The organism is Bacteroides sp. GM023, assembly GCF_014750685.1.
Taxonomy (GTDB): domain Bacteria; phylum Bacteroidota; class Bacteroidia; order Bacteroidales; family Bacteroidaceae; genus Bacteroides.
In genome coordinates this window covers 101,748-120,979 of sequence record NZ_JAAXGE010000009.1, presented here as the reverse complement: position 1 = coordinate 120,979, position 19,232 = coordinate 101,748, and the positions used below count along the sequence as shown (strand labels likewise).

The window sequence follows — 19,232 nt, the reverse complement described above, 5'->3', positions numbered from 1 at the left end:
TAGAATATCATAATCACATTTATGAAAACAGCTATTCCAAAGCCTTCCAAGCAAAGCATTATCCGTGAAGCCAGAGATTATGTAATGATTGCCGTCGGCATGATTATGTATGGTATCGGTTGGACTGTATTTCTACTTCCTAACGATATCACCACCGGGGGAGTACCGGGTATTGCTTCTATCGTATATTGGGCAACCGGCTTTCCTGTGCAATATACGTATTTTGCCATCAATTTCTTCCTGCTGTTGTTAGCTCTCAAGCTCTTGGGTTTGAAGTTCTGTATCAAGACAATCTTCGGTGTATTCACGTTGACCTTTTTTCTGTCTGTCATCCAAAAGCTAGCGGCAGGTATCAGTCTGCTTCAAGACCAACCCTTTATGGCATGTGTCATCGGAGCATCCTTCTGCGGTGGTGGTATTGGTGTCGCCTTTTCAGCTAACGGAAGTACCGGCGGTACTGACATTATTGCGGCTATTATCAACAAATACCGGGATATCACACTAGGAAGGGTCGTATTAATTTGTGATATGATTATTATATCATCCAGTTATTTTGTCTTAAAAGACTGGGAAAAAGTAGTGTATGGATTCGTAACTCTATATATTTGTAGCTTCGTACTCGATCAGGTAGTGAATAGTGCACGACAGTCCGTACAGTTCTTTATCATATCCAACAAATATGAAGAAATAGGACGGTGCATCAACGAATATCCGCATCGCGGAGTCACTATTATCAATGGAAGCGGTTTCTATACAGGACGGGAAATCAAGATGATGTTCGTACTTGCCAAAAAGAGGGAATCGCCCATTATATTCCGGTTGATAAAAGATATAGACCCCAACGCATTTGTTTCGCAAAGTGCGGTCATCGGAGTTTACGGAGAAGGATTTGATCATATTAAAGTAAAATAAAAAAGAATGAAAAACCAATATTGAAAAACATGAAATTTCGACCAACCCCCAATTTATTAACAGGCATTTTCATGGGAATATTTTCCCTGACAGCATTGAGTGCAAAGGCTGATAAAGCCGTGAAACCCTACTGGCAGGACGTACAGGTGGTTTCAGTCAACAAGGAGTATCCACGTACTTCTTTTATGACGTATGACAACCGCACGGACGCACTGACCGGGAAATACGAAAAGAGTAAATATTACCAGTTGCTGAACGGTACCTGGAAATTCTTCTTCGTAGACAGTTACAAGAATCTTCCCGATAACATTACTGACCCTTCCGTCAGCACTGCATCCTGGAATGATATAACAGTTCCGGGCAACTGGGAAGTTCAAGGTCATGGAGTAGCTATTTATACCAATCATGGGTATGAATTCAAACCGCGCCATCCGCAGCCCCCTACCCTTCCCGAAGCTAATCCGGTAGGCGTATATCGCCGTGATATAGACATCCCGGCTGATTGGGACGGACGTGATATTTACCTGCATTTGTCAGGTGCAAAATCGGGTGTATATGTATATATCAACGGACAGGAAGTAGGATACAGTGAAGATTCAAAGAATCCCGCCGAGTTCTTAATTAACAAATACGTGAAGCCCGGCAAGAACGTGCTTACTATAAAAATCTTCCGTTGGAGCACAGGTTCTTATCTCGAATGTCAGGACTTTTGGCGCATAAGTGGTATTGAACGTGATGTCTTTCTATATTCACAACCCAAAGCTGCCCTCAAGGACTTCCGGGTTAAATCTACATTGGACGACAGCTACAAGAATGGTATTTTCGGTCTGAATGTGGATTTGAGAAACCACGAAAAAGAAGCGACCAATCTTACACTGGTTTATGAGTTATTGGACGCTCAGGGAAAAGTCGTTGCAACGGAAGAAAAAACGGCTTATGTTCCTTCGAATGAAGTACGTACTCTCTCTTTCGACAAGAATCTAACTGACGTAAGTACATGGACATCGGAGCATCCGAACCTATATAAACTACTGTTGACAGTAAAAGAAAATGGGATGGTAAACGAAATTATCCCGTTCAATGTCGGTTTCCGTCGTATAGAAATTAAACCTATAGAACAAAAAGCAGCTAATGGACAACCTTATGTTTGTCTGTTTATCAACGGACAGCCGTTGAAACTGAAAGGTGTGAATATCCATGAACATAATCCTGAAACAGGGCATTATGTAACAGAAGATTTAATGCGTCGCGACTTCGAGTTGATGAAACAGCACAACTTAAACAGTGTACGTCTCTGCCACTATCCGCAAGACCGTCGTTTCTATGAACTTTGCGATGAATACGGACTATATGTCTACGATGAAGCAAATGTCGAAAGTCACGGCATGTATTACGACCTGCGTAAAGGCGGCTCGTTAGGTAACAACCCGGAATGGCTGAAACCGCACATGGATCGTACTATCAATATGTTCGAACGCAACAAGAATTATCCGAGTGTCACTTTCTGGTCACTGGGTAATGAAGCCGGAAATGGATATAACTTCTATCAGACCTATCTTTGGGTGAAAGAAGCGGATAAAGACATCATGGCACGTCCTGTAAACTATGAGCGTGCGCAATGGGAATGGAACTCTGATATGTATGTTCCCCAATATCCGGGTGCCGACTGGCTGGAAAATATTGGTAAGAACGGCAGCGACCGTCCTGTAGCTCCTTCCGAATATGCACACGCCATGGGTAACTCCACCGGAAACTTGTGGGGACAATGGCAGGCTATCTATAAATATCCGAACCTTCAGGGTGGATATATTTGGGACTGGGTGGATCAAGGTATCCTTCAGAAAGATAAGAACGGAAGAGAATATTGGGCTTACGGTGGTGACTTCGGTGTAGATGCACCTAGTGACGGTAACTTCCTTTGCAACGGCCTTGTCAACCCCGACCGTGGTCCGCATCCGGCAATGGCAGAGATTAAATATGTACATCAGAACGTAGGCTTTGAAGCAACAGATGCCGCATCCGGTAAATTCAAAATCACCAACCGTTTCTACTTCACTAATCTGAAAAAGTACCAGATTCATTATAATGTACTTGCCAATGGTAAGATAATAAGAGGTGGAAAAGTCTCCCTGGATATTGCTCCGCAAGCATCCAAAGAGTTTTCAGTACCGGTAAATGGTCTGAAAGCCCAACCGGGAACAGAATATTTTGTCAACTTCAGCGTGACAACTACGGAACCGGAACCGTTGATTCCTGTTGGATATGAAATTGCATACGACCAGTTCCAGCTTCCTATCCAGGCAGAGAAAGGAAGATATAAAGTCAGTGGTCCTGCATTGAATACATCCACGCAAGGAGATGAACTAATGGCCTCATCCTCAAAGGTGAATTTTGTATTTAACAAGAAAAGCGGATTGGTTACTTCTTATAAAGTAGACGGAACGGAATATTTCAAAGACGGATTTGGTATCCAACCCAACTTCTGGCGTGCTCCTAATGACAATGATTATGGAAACAGCGCCCCCAAACGTTTGCAGGTTTGGAAACAATCAAGCAAGAATTTCCAAGTGACAGATGCCAGCATAACTACCGAGAATAAAGTTGTTTCATTGAAAGTGACTTATCTATTGGCTGCCGGCAATCTCTATGTCGTTACTTATAAGATTTATCCGAGCGGAGTCGTAAACGTAAATGCCAAGTTTACATCTACAGATATGAAAGCGACAGAGACAGAAGCGTCCGAAGCTACCCGCACGGCAACCTTCACTCCCGGAAGTGATGCGGCCCGTAAGGCTGCTTCGAAACTGGAAGTTCCCCGTATCGGCGTACGTTTCCGTCTGCCGGCACAAATGAATAATGTGCAATATTTCGGCCGTGGCCCGGAAGAAAATTATATCGACCGTAATCATGGTACTCTTGTTGGAGTATACAAGACAACAGCAGACAAGATGTATTTCAACTACGTTCGCCCGCAGGAAAACGGACATCGTACGGATACCCGCTGGATTGCACTATCACCCGATAAAGGTAACGGACTGGCTATTGTAGCCGATAGTCTTGTCGGATTCAATGCTTTACGCAACTCCATCGAAGACTTCGACTCGGAAGAAGCCCTGCCCCACCCTTATCAATGGAACAACTTCAGCCCGGAAGAAGTTGCCAATCATGACGAGAAGGCTGCCCGCAACGTATTACGAAGAATGCACCATGTCAATGACATCACTCCAAGGGATTTCGTAGAAGTCTGTGTAGACATGAAGCAACAGGGAGTCGGTGGTTATGACAGTTGGGGAGCACGCCCTGAACCTTTCTATCAGATTCCTGCCAATCGCGAATACAATTGGGGATTCACCTTGGTTCCCGTTCGTTCAGCCAATCAGGTTAATGAAGCAGCTAAATACGATTATCAATAACCTTAGTATAAATTTTTAAAGAAAAGACCCATGAAAGATTTATCTAGCATTGTAGCTAAATTCAAAGTCCAAGGCACGGTAGAAGAAATCAAACCGTTGGGAGCAGGACTTATCAACGACACTTACAAAGTAAACACGAAAGAAGCAGACGCCCCTGACTACGTTTTGCAACGTATCAACCATGCCATCTTTCAGAATGTAGAAATGCTTCAATCCAATATTGCTGCCGTAACAGGACATATCCGCAAGAAATTGACTGAAGCAGGAGAATCCGATATCGACCGTAAAGTTCTGTCCTTCCTTGAAACAGAAGAAGGCAAGACTTACTGGTTCGACGGTGATAATTATTGGCGCGTTATGGTATTTATTCCACGTGCCAAGACTTATGAAACGGTAAATCCCGAATACTCAAATTATGCCGGAGAAGCTTTTGGTAACTTCCAGGCCATGTTGGCAGATATTCCCGAAACTTTGGGTGAGACTATCCCTGATTTTCATAATATGGAGTTCCGTCTGAAACAACTACGCGATGCCGTTGCTGCCAATGCTGCAGGACGAGTAGCAGAAGTGCAATATTTTCTGGATGAAATAGAAAAGCGTGCAGACGAAATGTGCAAAGCAGAACGTCTGTACCGAGAAGGTAAGTTGCCGAAACGTGTATGCCACTGCGATACGAAAGTTAATAATATGATGTTCGACGAAGAGGGTAAAGTACTCTGCGTTATCGACCTGGATACAGTGATGCCTAGCTTTATATTCTCCGATTACGGTGACTTCCTGCGTACAGGAGCCAACACAGGTGATGAGGATGACAAAGACCTCGACCGCGTAAACTTCAATATGGACATATTCAAAGCATTTACCAAGGGATATTTAAAAGGTGCCAAGTCATTCCTGACACCGATTGAGATAGAAAATCTTCCTTATGCTGCTGCTTTATTCCCATATATGCAATGCGTACGTTTCCTTGCCGATTATATCAATGGAGATACTTACTACAAGATTAAATATCCCGAACATAACCTGGTTCGTACGAAAGCACAGTTCAAATTACTTCAAAGCGTAGAAGCACACACACCGGAAATGGTGTCATTCATCAATGAATGCTTATTAAATTAAAAATTGAGAATTAAAAATTGAGAAATGGCTGCGCGCTGCATAGCTTATTTCTCAATTTTTAATTCTCAATTCTCAATTTAGTAAAAGCTCCATTCTCCCAACGATACACAATAGGACGGCGGAGAAACGGTTTCAGTTTTTCTGCCGTTTCTTTTGACATATAGTCAGGAGTAGTAAGTGTAACGGTCAGCTCTGCATTCTCTTTGTTGAAATCAGTTTTCATTAAAAGTATATCGGCTGAACGGCTAGCCTCATCAAAGTCATAGATAGCTGCCGAGTCCGGCGTATTCAGAAAATCGCTCATTACAGGCAGTGTAATGAACTGTGACTCGGTAAGAGGTTTCCAGGCAGTCGTATAAAAACGGATACTACTATCACAAGCCGGAGCGCAAGCGGTAGAAACCGTACAAATCACGTTCGTTGTATCATTCAATGCCAAGACTTTCATCTGCCATGTAGTTTGCGGAGACATTTGCATACGGATGTAGTCTTTTCCAAGTTCAGTCATTTCCGACTTCTTTCCAAAACGATTTTCTACTTGTGCCTTCATTTTGCTTTCCAAAAAATCCACACAATCCGCCCGATTCACTTTAGTCAGTAAGGGATTCAAAGAATCCGGCATATTCACAAACAAGGTTTTAGCTTCTTGTGCTTGAAGGGAAGTCAAGGAAAATAATCCGACAACTGAAAAGAGTATAGCGATAAAAAGTTTATTTATTTTCATATCAATCATATTTAGTCCCCAAATATAAGAATATCATTCCGATTAACACCAGTATAAGGTCAATCGCTTTGCTTTTTAAATTCTTTTCACGGAAGAAAAGAGCTCCGAAAATGAAAGAAACAATTACACTTCCCCGGCGAACCATCGAAACGATAGAAATCATGGAGTCGTCATAGCTTAATGCATAAAAGTAGACAAAGTCTGCCGCCGAAAGAAAAATGGAAATCAGAATGATTGTCCAGTCCCAGCGAAACGGAGTGGTGGACTTTCTTTTCGGCCACCAAAGTAACAGCAAGATAGGACACATGATAAAGACCTGATAGACATTGTACCAGGATTGCACCAACATCGGATTCAATGACTTCATCAGATATTTGTCATACAGTCCGCTGATAGCCCCTGTTATTGCTGCCAATACAATAAAGAAGATCCATTTATTATGTTTGAAATCAATTCCTTCTTTCTTTCCCGAACGGCTCAACATGAAAAAAGAAGCGATAGCCAGCATTACACCAATCCATTGATAGAGATTCAGTCGCTCGCCAAATACAAGCATAGCTCCTACCAGCACCATCACCGGACGAGTGGCATTGATAGGGCCTACGATGGTAATGGGCAGATGCTTCATACCAAAATAACCGAATATCCATGAAGACAATACGATAAATGACTTGATGATAATATATTTATGTTGTTCCCAGCCCGCAACCGGAACATTAAATATCGTTCCACCCAGCAAATCCTGTTGATATACGGAGAGCAGGATAAACGGCAGGAAGATAAGACTGGAAAAGAAAGTGTTTAAAAACAAAACGGGAAGTACCGCATTATCTTTCAGCGATTTCTTTTTGAATACATCATAAAATCCCAGCAAAGTCGCCGAGAGAAATGCTAATAATAACCACATGAGAGTATCTACTAATTACAAATTACTAACTTCAAATATATCGTCGGGATATTCGACATTCACCAGAAACAAAGCCTGGCCGGGAGCCGACGTTCCTGCTTTCCCACGATCTTTCTGCTCTATAATACGCTGGAAACCCTCGACCGATAGTTTTCCGCGCCCCACTTCAATCAGAGTTCCCACTATGGCGCGCACCATATTCCGCAGAAAGCGGTCGGCACGAATGGTAAACACCCAGGTAGCATCTTCTTCCTGTGTCCATTCGGCATGAGTCACATGGCAAATATTCGTCTTTACATCCGTATGCAGCTTACTGAAACTTGTAAAGTCCGTATATTCGAACAGGGTACGTGCGGCCTCATTCATACGTTCATAATCCAATGGATTGAAAACACGGCAACGGTATTGCCGGTTGAAAGGGTATTTCGCAGTCGTCACATAATACTTATATGTTCTGGCTGTTGCGTCAAAACGAGCATGAGCATCCGGCTTGACACGGCAAACCCGATAAATGGAAATATCCGGGGGTAACAGACGATTCAGCTTATCAGTGACAGAATCAGTATCCAATAGCTCTTCATTATCAAAGTGAGCCACCATTAAAGATGCATGTACTCCCGCATCCGTTCTGCCCGCACCTATCACTTCTATATCACGACGCAGAAAGGTAGACAATGCTTTCATCAAACATTCCTGTACGCTAATCCCATTCGGTTGAATCTGCCAACCATGATAGTTGGTTCCGTCATAAGCCAAATAAATAAAATACCTTTGCACGCTCATTCCTTCTTTTTAGGGTTTTCGCGTGCAAAAGTAGTCATTTTTTTATTCATAAGTGGAAGGAGTAGTACCAAATGCATCTACAAAATGTTTTCTGAAGGTAGGAATGTCATTGTATCCCACCATTTCCGCCACTTCCTGAACACCATAGTTTTTTGTCTTCAAGAGCACACCCGCACGGCGCATACGCACTCCCCGTATAAGTTCAATAATCGTGTAGTCCGTACTTTGTTTCACTTTACGATATAAGGTAGGCTGACTCATATTCATTTCCGACGCCAGTTTTTTCACACTAAAGTCCGCTTTGCCAATATTCTCCTCTACAATCTTGATAACCGAACTGATGAAAGGGTCTTCCTCCTTTGCATTCTCTTCTGTTTGTCCCGCTTCACTCAATTCTGCAGTATCCGTACCCGGCAACATAAACAATTTGGTATACATCTGTTTCAAAGATTGCCGGCTATTAATCAGATTACGCACTTTAGCTTTCAGAATAGTAGGTGTAAATGGTTTCAGAATATAATCATCCGCTCCCGCTTCCAGTCCACGTACTATATCTTCATCTTCCACTCTTGCCGTCAACATGATAAAAGGAATACTACATGTTTCCAACCCGTTCTTCACCTCGCTACAACATTCGAAGCCATCCTTCACCGGCATCATCACATCACAAATAATCAAATCAGGAAGTTCCTTGATTGCCATATCGACACCCTCCTGTCCATTAGTTGCCATCAGCAGATTATACTCATGATTAAACAATACTTTCAAATAAAGGCGTATATCCTTCTGATCCTCTACAATCAGTAATGTTTTCTTCGTTTCTGTAACGACAGTGGGCGATGCGGCTTCAGCCACAGGTTCCGGTTGCAAAGTTTCCAGGACTTCAGACTCTACGTCAGCAATTTCCTCGGGTTCTACAAATTCAATATTCGGGTCACTCTCCAATACAAATTTATCCAGCGGGAAATTGACAGTCACTTTTGTTCCTTTCTTCTGTGAATTTTCCATAGCAATCGTGCCATGATGCATTTCAAGCATCCTTTGCATGACAGAGAATCCAACTTCGATAAGAGCAAATGCATCTTCTGTCCGTTCACCTTCAGACATAAATTCCACCGGTACTTTTACAGGAGTTTTTCCATCATCCTCTACTGTCACAGTGACATAATGCATATTTTCTTCCACTTTCTCCGAAAGAGTTAAAGACACACTTCCTGTGTATTTGGTATGTACAAGAGCATTCGTCACCAAATTATGGATGATAAACTCCACCTTTTTCTTATCCACATAAAATTCCAACTCTTTCCTAATCCGCCTTTCATACTGGAAATGAATGGAATAAACCTTCAGTAGTTCATGGGTATCCAACAAACTACTATCAATCAATTTCTCTACCTGATAAGGGGCCACTTTCAACTTATTATTCAAATCACCATGACCATAAATAGCCAGCAACTGATTACAGGCATCCAACATACGAAGAGAATTCCGATAAGCCACCCGCCCACGAGTCGCAAAACCGGGGATAAGCGTCTGCTCCCCTAACATATCTTTCAACGGACCAATAATCAACGAAAGCGGGGTACGCAATTCCTGAACAAACAGCATCAACAAACGGTTTCGCATAGATTCCATTTCCTGTTTCTGGTTTTGTTTCACCTTTTCAATATTCAATGTTTCCCTCAATAAGATTTCACGCTCCCGGTGCATCTGTTTGCGAGTATTTTTCTTCTCAAAATAACGATAAATCAGATATCCGATAATAATTAGGAGCAAACCATAGCTCCAATAAGCCCAGGCAGAATGATACCACTTCGCTTTAATGATAATAGGTATCTGAATGATATTACCTTCTGTCGCATCCGGGAATACCAGTTTGGCTTGTAGCGTATATTCTCCCGCCGGCAATCTATTATACCACAAACAATCTCCAAGTAACTGCATTCTCCATTCCTCATCTTCAGGAAGCAACCGATAAGCCATTTTACGTTGCACCGTTCCGTAACCCAAGTCTGAAAAGTATAAACGAAAATCATTATTATCGGAATTAAAAACCAGCTTCTGTTGTTTCTCCGGGGATGCCGAAAGAACAATCTGCCCATTTCTTTCCTCTCCGGCCAGAACGGCCTTTCCACTTACCTCTATATCCGAAAGTATCAGCTTTTTCTTTCCTTTATCAATTTTAAAAACAACCGGATCAAAATAAAACAATCCCCAGGAATTAGCCCATAGCAATCTGCCATCCTGTAATCTGCATACCGCACAACAGTTTCCCGTTGACAGATAATTATAAAAAGCATCCTGTCCACTCCTGATTGTCATAATTCCGACATTATTACCTGCCCAGGTATTTCCCATCTGATCGTCCACCATACAGGCAATATGCCCGCTAGTCAACCCATTATCCAAAGTATATACAGATTCCAGTTTATCTTTATCCCGTCCGTCAATTCGGACTACCATGTTCAGATAGCTTACATAAATCTGATTCGAATTATTCACATAAATAGTTTGTACAGCCGTTTCTTCCAAGCCGCTATTTTTCTCGTAGTCTCCTTTCCACTGGAATTTATCCCCTTGATACACCAGTCTTCTTATACCTTTGTTTGTACCAACCCATATATTCCCTTCCTTATCTTCCACTACGGCACGCGCAGTTTCAATAGATTCATTCTCCGGCTCTACTTTCCTACATTCGAGATTTTCCGGATCAACCCATATTAAGCCATCGGCAGTAGCTACCCACAAATGATTCCGGGCATTCAGGCATAATTGATAAATACGGGTTACAAGTTTCTTCCCATCCTTTGTTTTCAATGAGAAAGAGCTCATTTCATCAGTCAACGGATTTATACGCACCAGCTCTCCCAAATTGTTCCCCAACCAAATCATCCCATTCTTATCCTTATATATAATATAATGTCCGGAAAAGCCGGATGACTTTTTCCACCAATCGAATTTCGTTGTAATAGATAAAGAAGTAGTCGTACTTTTCATTATCTTTCCATTCGACATTATCAGCCAGACATATCCCCTTGTATCCTCTACCATTCCTCTTACCCTATGAGTGATTTTCTGCCGCACACGGCTATACATACTATCGCTCATATCAAACTTCACAATCCCACCACCAAATGTACTCACCCAAAAAATATTCTGTCTATTATCCCAAATCAGACTGGTCATTTTACGTTCCATATTATGATGATAGGCATCTTCATACGGTGTCAACGGTGTCAACGTAAACGGGCTCTTACAAAAATCATCAGTACTAAACTCCAATTTAAACAATCCGTTCCAAGTTGTCAGATAGAAGGTGCGCTTATCCTTACATTCCAAATCCGTAATATAAGGATTGGAAAAATCGATGGTTTCAAAATCACTTATTGAAATACTACGTTCCTGATGTCTTTTAAGGTCATAACATATAATATCATTCCACAGTCTGCATATCCATAAATACCCTTTGACTAGAAACAATCGGTTTACTGTATTATATTCTTTTATTAAAGATACCTTTTGAGACGGTATATTATAATGCACTACCTTTTTCCCATCGACCGAAAAATACAAATTGGATTTACTATCAGTACACAAATTCGTAATACTCCCTTCCACTAAAGCATTAGTATTCAAAGTGCAGGAGATGAAATCTTCCTCATGTTCAGTCTTACGGGTAACATGAGCCTGAAACAATCCATGAGACGTAGCCAAATACAAGGTATCGTCATTCCAACAGAAATCAAGAATGTCTCTTAAAGAGAAAGATGCATTAAAGACAAATGGAAGATATTTCTCTTCCACTTTATCAAAACAAACGATACCACCTTGATATAATTGAGCATAAAAAAGTCCGTCGGGAGTCTCTTTAAGAGCTTTTACTGCCTGTGGGAAAGGAACAGAAAGAGAATCAACTCCCATCACAAGCGGATAATCACGAAAGCGAAATCCGTCGTAACGTGAAATTCCCCTATCGGTAGATAACCATATGAAGCCATCTTTTCCATTATTAATATTATAGACCGTATTGTTTAGTCCATTCGTAACAACTATCGGTTCCGAACTCCAATGAACATCCTGAGAATATGACAAATTGATATTAAACAGGAAGAGTAACACAAGTGAGAGTTTTCCCATAATTATATAGCGTTTTGCTCATGCGATTTTATTTGTTAAAGATAAAGGATATATATTAAAGAGCAAAACTTGAGCAGCTATTTTTAAGAACATTTCATAGTGAGGAAGTCCACTGTTTCTCTCAAGAATCAGTAGAATTCCTCATTACAACCAGTCTCGCACATTTATTCCCCAACCCCTAACCTACTAATTACAAATTGTTTGCTGTTTGGTTCCTCACTTATTGACTCTGTTATCGTGCTATAACAAAATCATCTTTGTATATAATACTTTAATATCTATTTAATAAATAGCAAGCTGAATTATTGGGCAACCTTAGAGAGAATAAAATGATACGTACCTCGGTTAGCTGCAAAATCATAGTTTCCTTTAAAAGTAACTGAAACTTTTACAAGGCAATTATCTTGATCACTCACGCGGAAATAAAGAAAAGAAGTGGATTTGAATGAGGTGCCACCACCGGCAGCCGTTGTCAGTGAAGCTCCATATCCTTTCCAAGTGAACAGGTCTGTTACACAATCATAGCTGGTACCTGCATAATATAATGCACCCTCATCCACATTAAATTTCAAAGAGACACATAATGCAAAATTTTCCAGGAGAGCACCGCTTCGTGTACGGGCCTGATATTCGGCAGTCATCATCACCGTCCTTTTGTCGCCATCAGTTCCATAATATCCTTCAGCATCTTCCACTTTACAATTCTGGACGCCTGTGGTATTTTTACGGAGTGCCTCCAATACACTTCCCATTTCTTCTGTTGTCACAGAAGGAACTTCACTTACCGGCGCATCATCATATGCAGCAGATTCAATACCATATAAAGACTTCATGGATTCAAAGTTTGAAGCATTATCTTCAAAACTATCACTTTCAGCATTAGTACATGCCATGAAAGCTAATGTAATCATTGATACGAAAAAGAGATGAATAGATTTCATAATATTTCCTCCTAATTTGTTTGTTTAAAATGTTTGCGAATTGTTGTTCTGTTTAGCAATTCGACGTTAGACATACATTGTTGTTCGTTTGCGTTCCTCAGGAGGAGATTCCTACTTTTACTATTGCTTGTTCGCTGTTGTTTTGTTCAACTGGGCAAACATAGGTATTTTATTCAAAAAGAAAAACTTTTTTGCCCTCAAAATGAACATTTTACCATTCTTTAATGAACAAAACACAACACATACAAGTAGATAAATAGATTCTGCAAGTATTAAAAACACATCACCGGTAAATCATTCACCCATGACGATAAAAACACCTATGTCGCAAAAAGATTAATATACCACCTCCTTATAAAAGAAATAGCCACCCCATTATTAATTTCCACTGAAAGCAATCCGAAGAAAGATGAATATGCCATTTAAGGCCAATTAAGAATATCCCTACATTTGCACATCAACAAACAAAACCCATCGTAATAATGAAAAAGAAAAGAATCTTATTCCTGTTTGTTACATTTTTCACTTCCACCTTATTATATAGTCAGGTTGTCGGAGTTAAAACGAATGTTGTAATGGACGCGTTGAAAATCATTAATCTTGGAGCCGAAGTAGGCTTGAGTAAGAAGCTAACTTTAGAACTGTATGCCAATTACAATCCATGGAAGTACAAAGACCCAAAAATGATGAAGATGCTGGCTTTTCAGCCGGAACTTCGTTATTGGTTCTGCGACAAGTTCAATGGTCATTTTGTTGGCGCGCATCTTCATGGAGGTGTTTACCAGGCTTCTGCCATTGACATGCCTTGGGGCATTTGGCCTGAATTAAAGGAACATCGTTTCAAAGGTCATTTCTATGGCTTTGGCGTATCCTATGGATATCAGTGGATTCTGGGCAGACACTGGAATCTGGAAGGAAACATAGGCGTGGGTTACGCCCGTGTCAAGTACAAACAATATGAATGTAAGACTTGTGGCGAAAAAACAGATGAAGGACACAAAAACTATGTAGGTCCTACCAAAGCTGCCGTTAGTCTGATTTATTTATTCTAAAACAAAACAAATATGAAAAAGATACTATATATACTCTTCTGCCTGCTCCCCGTACTGGGTGGGAAAGCGCAGACTCTTTACAGAAGCCAGATACGTGTAGACAACGAGTCCATCACACGCAGTGACGACAATCGCCTGACCATTCGTATGGAGCTCATTTTGCAGGAGAATCTAAAGTTAGCCTCCAACAATGTTGCCACCCTGACTCCATTCCTCGAATCACAAGGAAAAACAAAAGTGTTGCCAGCCATTGTGATATATGGACGTAAACGCCAACTCATAAACCAGCGAAATCATCAAAATCCTGAAGGTACATACACTATCATCCGTCACAAACGACACGAAAATCAAAAAATCGACTATTTAATACAATTACCTTATGAAGCCTGGATGCGTCAGGCTGACTTGAAACTGAATGTGGATATGTGTGGCTGTTGCGATGTAGTAGAAGAAAGTAGCGGTGAAATGATTACTAAGCTGAATATTGAGTTATTAAAATTACATCCGGCAATAGCTTACATCACCCCGAAGGCTGAAGGAGTGAAACACCGTGCCGTAGAAGGCAGTGCCTTTTTGGACTTCCCGGTAAACAAAACGATTATTTATCCGGAATATCGTCGTAACTCGGCAGAACTGGCTAGAATACGGGCAAGCATCGACACGGTACGTAATGATAAGAATACTCAATTAACCGGAATCAAAATACATGGTTATGCTTCTCCCGAAGGAGGATATGCCAACAACACGCATCTAGCCAAAGGGCGTACTCAAGCACTTGTTGATTATGTGACCAGTTATTATAATTTCGACCACAATCTTATTTCTTCAGAATATACACCGGAAGATTGGGACGGTTTCCGCAAATTCGTAGAATCTTCTTCAATGGATAAAAAAGAAGAGATACTTCGCATGATGGATAATCAGAAAGTGAATATTGATATTAAAGAACACAACATTGCCAAACTAATCGGCGTACAGGCTTATCAATACCTATTGTCCGAATGCTATCCGGCATTACGCCACTCCGACTATGTAGTAAATTACACTGTACGCGGTTTTAATCTTGAAGAGTCGAAAGAAATTATCAAAAAACGTCCGCAGTTACTGAGTTTACAGGAGATTTATCTTGTAGCACAAAGTTATAAGCCGGGAAGTGAAGAATTCAACCATGCTTTCCAGGTAGCTGCCGTCATGTTCCCGGATGACCCGATCGCCAATCTGAATGCTGCTGCTATGGAAATTCAAAAAGGTGGTGATTTGACAAATGCCAAAAAGCATTTGGCCAAAGCCGATCCAAAAGCGGCAGAGACTATTAATAATTTAGGAGTCATTGCGCTGATAGAAGGTGATATGCAAGCTGCAAAAAAGTACTTTGATGCAGCAAAAGCTGCCGGACTCAAAACACAAGCGGATATGAATCTTATAGAATTAAAGAAAAAGAAAAACTATCCTGCAAACTAGAAAACTAACAATATACCCCCAAAACCATTTCCCTTAAAATGGTATCAAACGCACCGCCTGCGAAGGTCGTGCGTTTTCTTTTTATATCAAGTTCAACACATTCATCCGAATCAGTAGTTAAAACAAACTTTCATTCATCCTTGTACTGTTTTGAATTAAACATATCGGTATGAATAGTTCTTGTATATTCCTATTTATTATATAGATTACAATTAGCTCCAGTCATACATAATTTTATTCGTCTGACATCTGTCAGACGCAAAGACAACAACTGTCAGACGAAAGTTTAACAGCTGTCAGACGCAAAGACAACAGCTGTCAGACGAATAAAATTATTCATAGTAAATATTAGTTCTTTATTCACCGAAAACTAATACATGCTATGCACAACTCTAATCGTCTGACTATAGTGCTTCTTTCGTCTGACTATAGTTGAACTTTCGTCTAACTATAGTCAGACGAAAAAGAAACTATAGTCAGACGATTAAATTTATGTATAATTGGAAATTAATTGCAACCCATATAATAAATAGGAATATGCAGGAACTATTCATACCGATACGTTTAATTCATTCCCGTACAGAAATGAATTAGTTCTTTTCAAATACTGTTTTATTCCAGTTCTGCTATCAACTCTCATTATTTACTGATTAAATATACCACTATTTTTCTCAATTTCTCCCAATACGGCTGTATATACAGAATTATACGAAGACTGAATATACTTCTCCCATATCCATCCACCTTAAGAACAAGGGTAAATCAAAGACAAAAATAGGTAAAATAATCATTCCACCTGTAATATCATTCAGAAATGAATGAAATACCCACTACCAAAATCAAATATAAAAGATTGCAAAAATCACCTTGAATATTGAAGAGAATGCCAACCACTGGTTATGCTTTTCTTGCATAATTTTGCAGTGTCAGTAAGAGATACGGAACTCACTAAAATCTCACTGAAATAAAAGAAACAAAACATAACATAATAGAGTAATAAACAAAAAAACAAACATTGCCTATAAGAAGTAAAAACTCCACCACTTTCCGGAAGACTCTCTTCCTTATATAGTATAAGGGCTTCCAACCAAAAAGATATGATGTTACTGATTTTAAAACCAGAACAAATGTCCTCTCATCACTTTCGATGAACCTCAACTTCCCTTTCAAAAGGGAAAACAAAACAAATTATGTTGTATATATAATAGGTATATACATCACTCAAGAAAAAATATTGCATCACACATTAAAACAAAAAAAATGAAAATCAAAAATTTATTATTAGCAGGTTTGGTAGTAGCTGCCATGACAGCTTGTAGCAACAGCGAAGAATTCGTAGATAACAGTATTCAACCCCCAACCGGTGAACAAGCCAATATGAGAATCAGTTTCTCTACATCGGCTATAACCAGAGCATCCAGTGTTACAGACGGTGGTAAGGATGAAGGAACTAAAGCAGAGTCAAGCATCACAACTGCTACAATCGTATTAGATTATGGTGACAATAAACGTATTGTCAAAAACAACTTGACTTTAAACGGAACGCCGGACGGAGATAAGGTTTTAATAGCTAGTACTCCTAAGTTTGAAGTAGCCTCCGGTAGTAATGTGAAAATTACTGTATTTATTAATCCGTCGGAAGCGTTAAATGCAGCTATTGCATCAAACACTGGCAGTTTAGAAAATTTGCTCATCGGAAACCAGGTATTGCCACTTAACACTTTTCTGACAACAGGTATTGCCAAGGAAAATAACTTTCTCATGAGCGGAGTGGAAACAGGTGTAAATATTCTTGCAGGCGTTGACACCAATGAAGAAACTATAGAAGTGAATCGTGTATGCGCTAAACTGGAAGAAAAGACAGATGACACTAAATTCAGTCTATCGGACCCAACCGTAAATGTAGATGGTAACAAAGAAACGTTGGCAGTAGCTATCATTGGACATTCATATTCCAATTTAATAAAGGACTCTTACGTATTGTCACAAACATCTAGTTGGAAAGGCCAATCCCCTTATTTACAGGCGTACTCTACAGGTAATTATGAATGGATTACTAACTCTATCACCTACTGTCTTGAAAATAAAGTTGGTGGAGATTGGGATGCTGCAAAAGCTTCCGCTACCAATGTACAGTACAAAGGGCAAGTATATTATATGGTAGGCGAGGTTCCTACACAGGCTGGAACCTTCTACGTAAAGAGCTATTACAATAACAATAATGAAGAAGTAAAAACGGTCTATAAAACTTGGGCAGAGATGAGAGCAGACTTCTCTGGTCTTAGCGAGAAAGAAGGAGACGCAGATTACCTCAAAAACAATGGTATAGTGAAATACACAGACGGTATATGTTATTACGAAGCTCCGATTCAGCATGTGGGTAAAGGTTGTACAATCGTTCGCAACAATTGGTATCAGCTTACAGTTACAAAGATTGCAGATTTAGGCTGGCCGGGTGAAGTACCTCCGCCGGCAACTGATCCGACCAAGTTGACAGTGAAAGCAAATATTATGCCTTGGACAATTCACAAGAATAATATCGGACTCTAACAATATCTAAAAGCATAAAATCGGGAGAGAAGAAGTCTCCTCTCCCGATTTTTCCATCTACGAACATCACTTCAAACAAAACATCAACTTCTCAAAAGCATAAAACGAAAAAAGATGAAAGGAATACTGACGACCATACAAAAAAAGGCAAGCAAGGCATTGTTGCTCACCATATTGGCTAGTGCAATCGCATCCTGCGACTCCGTTTTGGGATACGACGATGGCGATTGCAGTATCAAATATCGTGTGAAGTTCAAGTATGACTATAATATGGACGAAGTAGACGCTTTTGCCAAACAAGTGAGAACCGTCACACTCTATGCTTTTGATGATAAAAACAATCTGGTATACCAGAAAACGGATGAAGGAGAAATGTTGGGAAATGAAATTTATGCCATGGATTTAGACATCGACCCCACCCAATATCATCTCATTGCATGGGCGGGATTAAATGACGAATCATTTGCTATTCCAGTTTTATTTCCGGAGCAATCCAAACTTGAAGAACTAAAAGTAAAAACTCTGCGTAGAGAAGCGGCTCAGGTCCGTACATCTCCCGAAGAAGAAGAAAAAGGGAAATACTTAGTGGAGCAAAGTCTTCACTCACTATGGCACGGAGAAGTCAAACAAAACGCCACCAATACCCGTAGCGTTACTACCATCAATGGAAGAGAACAGATTACAACAGTAAACCTGGTAAAAAACACCAATAGCATCCGAATCATCATCGCACAGAAAAACGAATCAGGCGGTCCGGTCACAAGAGCATTGACCAAGAAGTCATTCGGCTGCGTGATCTATGATGACAATGGATATATGAACTATGACAATAGCCTGCTGGATGACAATCTTCTCACTTATAAGCCTATCGTTATCAATGAAGAGAATGTCAAATCCAGAGCTTTCAGCGCCGAAGGTGAAGGCGCTAAAGAGTACCCCGCAATTGTCAGTGAACTAAATGTCGGCAGGTTAATAAAAGACAAGACACCGCAATTGGTCATTAAAAACACCATCACCAACGAAACATTATTCAAATGCGATAATCTAGTCACTTATTTTGAATTGCTTCAGTTAGAAAAATACAAAGATCGAAATTACACTCTCCAAGAATACTTGGACCGTGAAGATAATTATGGTATCATCGTTTTTGTAGACGAAAACCTGGCATTAATCAATACCGTAATTGACGTGAACGATTGGATCATCCATCTTAACGAAATTGAACTCTAAAAT

General features: G+C 40.3%; 12 protein-coding genes. 7 read left to right on the top strand and 5 right to left on the bottom strand.

Translation table 11 applies throughout. The annotated features are described in order from the left end of the window. Positions 1–21: 21 nt before the first annotated feature. The 3 genes from HC965_RS18700 to HC965_RS18690 all read left to right on the top strand — a co-directional run bounded on the left by HC965_RS18700 (position 22) and on the right by HC965_RS18690 (position 5,444). Positions 22–912, top strand: a complete 891-nt coding sequence (locus tag HC965_RS18700; protein WP_191032874.1) for a YitT family protein — start codon at positions 22–24, stop codon at positions 910–912. A gap of 71 nt (positions 913–983) precedes the next feature. Beyond that, positions 984–4,325 (top strand): glycoside hydrolase family 2 TIM barrel-domain containing protein, encoded by a 3,342-nt coding sequence (locus HC965_RS18695; RefSeq protein ID WP_223854941.1) that lies wholly within the window; start codon positions 984–986, stop codon positions 4,323–4,325. Positions 4,326–4,355: 30 nt separating this feature from the next. Beyond that, positions 4,356–5,444, top strand: coding sequence for a phosphotransferase enzyme family protein (locus tag HC965_RS18690; RefSeq protein WP_191032872.1), 1,089 nt, complete (start codon positions 4,356–4,358; stop codon positions 5,442–5,444). 58 nt (positions 5,445–5,502) lie between these two features. Here HC965_RS18690 and HC965_RS18685 read toward each other — a convergent pair whose 3' ends face one another. The 5 genes from HC965_RS18685 to HC965_RS18665 form a co-directional block, all read right to left on the bottom strand. Beyond that, positions 5,503–6,168 (bottom strand): DUF3256 family protein, encoded by a 666-nt coding sequence (locus HC965_RS18685; RefSeq protein WP_191032871.1) that lies wholly within the window; start codon positions 6,166–6,168, stop codon positions 5,503–5,505. Between the two features lies 1 nt (position 6,169). Further along, complete coding sequence (locus HC965_RS18680) at positions 6,170–7,075, bottom strand: DMT family transporter (RefSeq protein ID WP_191032870.1); 906 nt, start codon at positions 7,073–7,075, stop codon at positions 6,170–6,172. Positions 7,076–7,090: 15 nt separating this feature from the next. Beyond that, positions 7,091–7,852, bottom strand: coding sequence for a tRNA pseudouridine(38-40) synthase TruA (gene truA / locus HC965_RS18675; RefSeq protein WP_191033158.1), 762 nt, complete (start codon positions 7,850–7,852; stop codon positions 7,091–7,093). Between the two features lie 48 nt (positions 7,853–7,900). Next, entirely contained in the window at positions 7,901–11,995 is a 4,095-nt protein-coding gene (locus tag HC965_RS18670; RefSeq protein ID WP_191032869.1) for a response regulator, read from the bottom strand. A gap of 302 nt (positions 11,996–12,297) precedes the next feature. Next, positions 12,298–12,936 carry a DUF5033 domain-containing protein gene (locus HC965_RS18665; RefSeq protein WP_191032868.1) on the bottom strand — a complete coding sequence of 213 codons (639 nt, stop codon included), beginning with the start codon at positions 12,934–12,936 and terminating at the stop codon, positions 12,298–12,300. A gap of 482 nt (positions 12,937–13,418) precedes the next feature. Between HC965_RS18665 and HC965_RS18660 the strand changes: the two genes are divergently transcribed. The 4 genes from HC965_RS18660 to HC965_RS18645 all read left to right on the top strand — a co-directional run bounded on the left by HC965_RS18660 (position 13,419) and on the right by HC965_RS18645 (position 19,229). After that, positions 13,419–13,988 (top strand): DUF3575 domain-containing protein, encoded by a 570-nt coding sequence (locus HC965_RS18660; RefSeq protein WP_191032867.1) that lies wholly within the window; start codon positions 13,419–13,421, stop codon positions 13,986–13,988. A 12-nt stretch (positions 13,989–14,000) separates the two neighbouring features. Beyond that, on the top strand, positions 14,001–15,449 hold the full coding sequence (locus HC965_RS18655) for a DUF3868 domain-containing protein (protein ID WP_191032866.1): 1,449 nt from the start codon (positions 14,001–14,003) through the stop codon (positions 15,447–15,449). Positions 15,450–16,709: 1,260 nt separating this feature from the next. Continuing rightward, entirely contained in the window at positions 16,710–17,999 is a 1,290-nt protein-coding gene (locus tag HC965_RS18650) for a fimbria major subunit (RefSeq protein ID WP_191032865.1), read from the top strand. Positions 18,000–18,113: 114 nt separating this feature from the next. Continuing rightward, positions 18,114–19,229, top strand: coding sequence for a FimB/Mfa2 family fimbrial subunit (locus HC965_RS18645; protein WP_191032864.1), 1,116 nt, complete (start codon positions 18,114–18,116; stop codon positions 19,227–19,229). Positions 19,230–19,232: the final 3 nt, after the last annotated feature.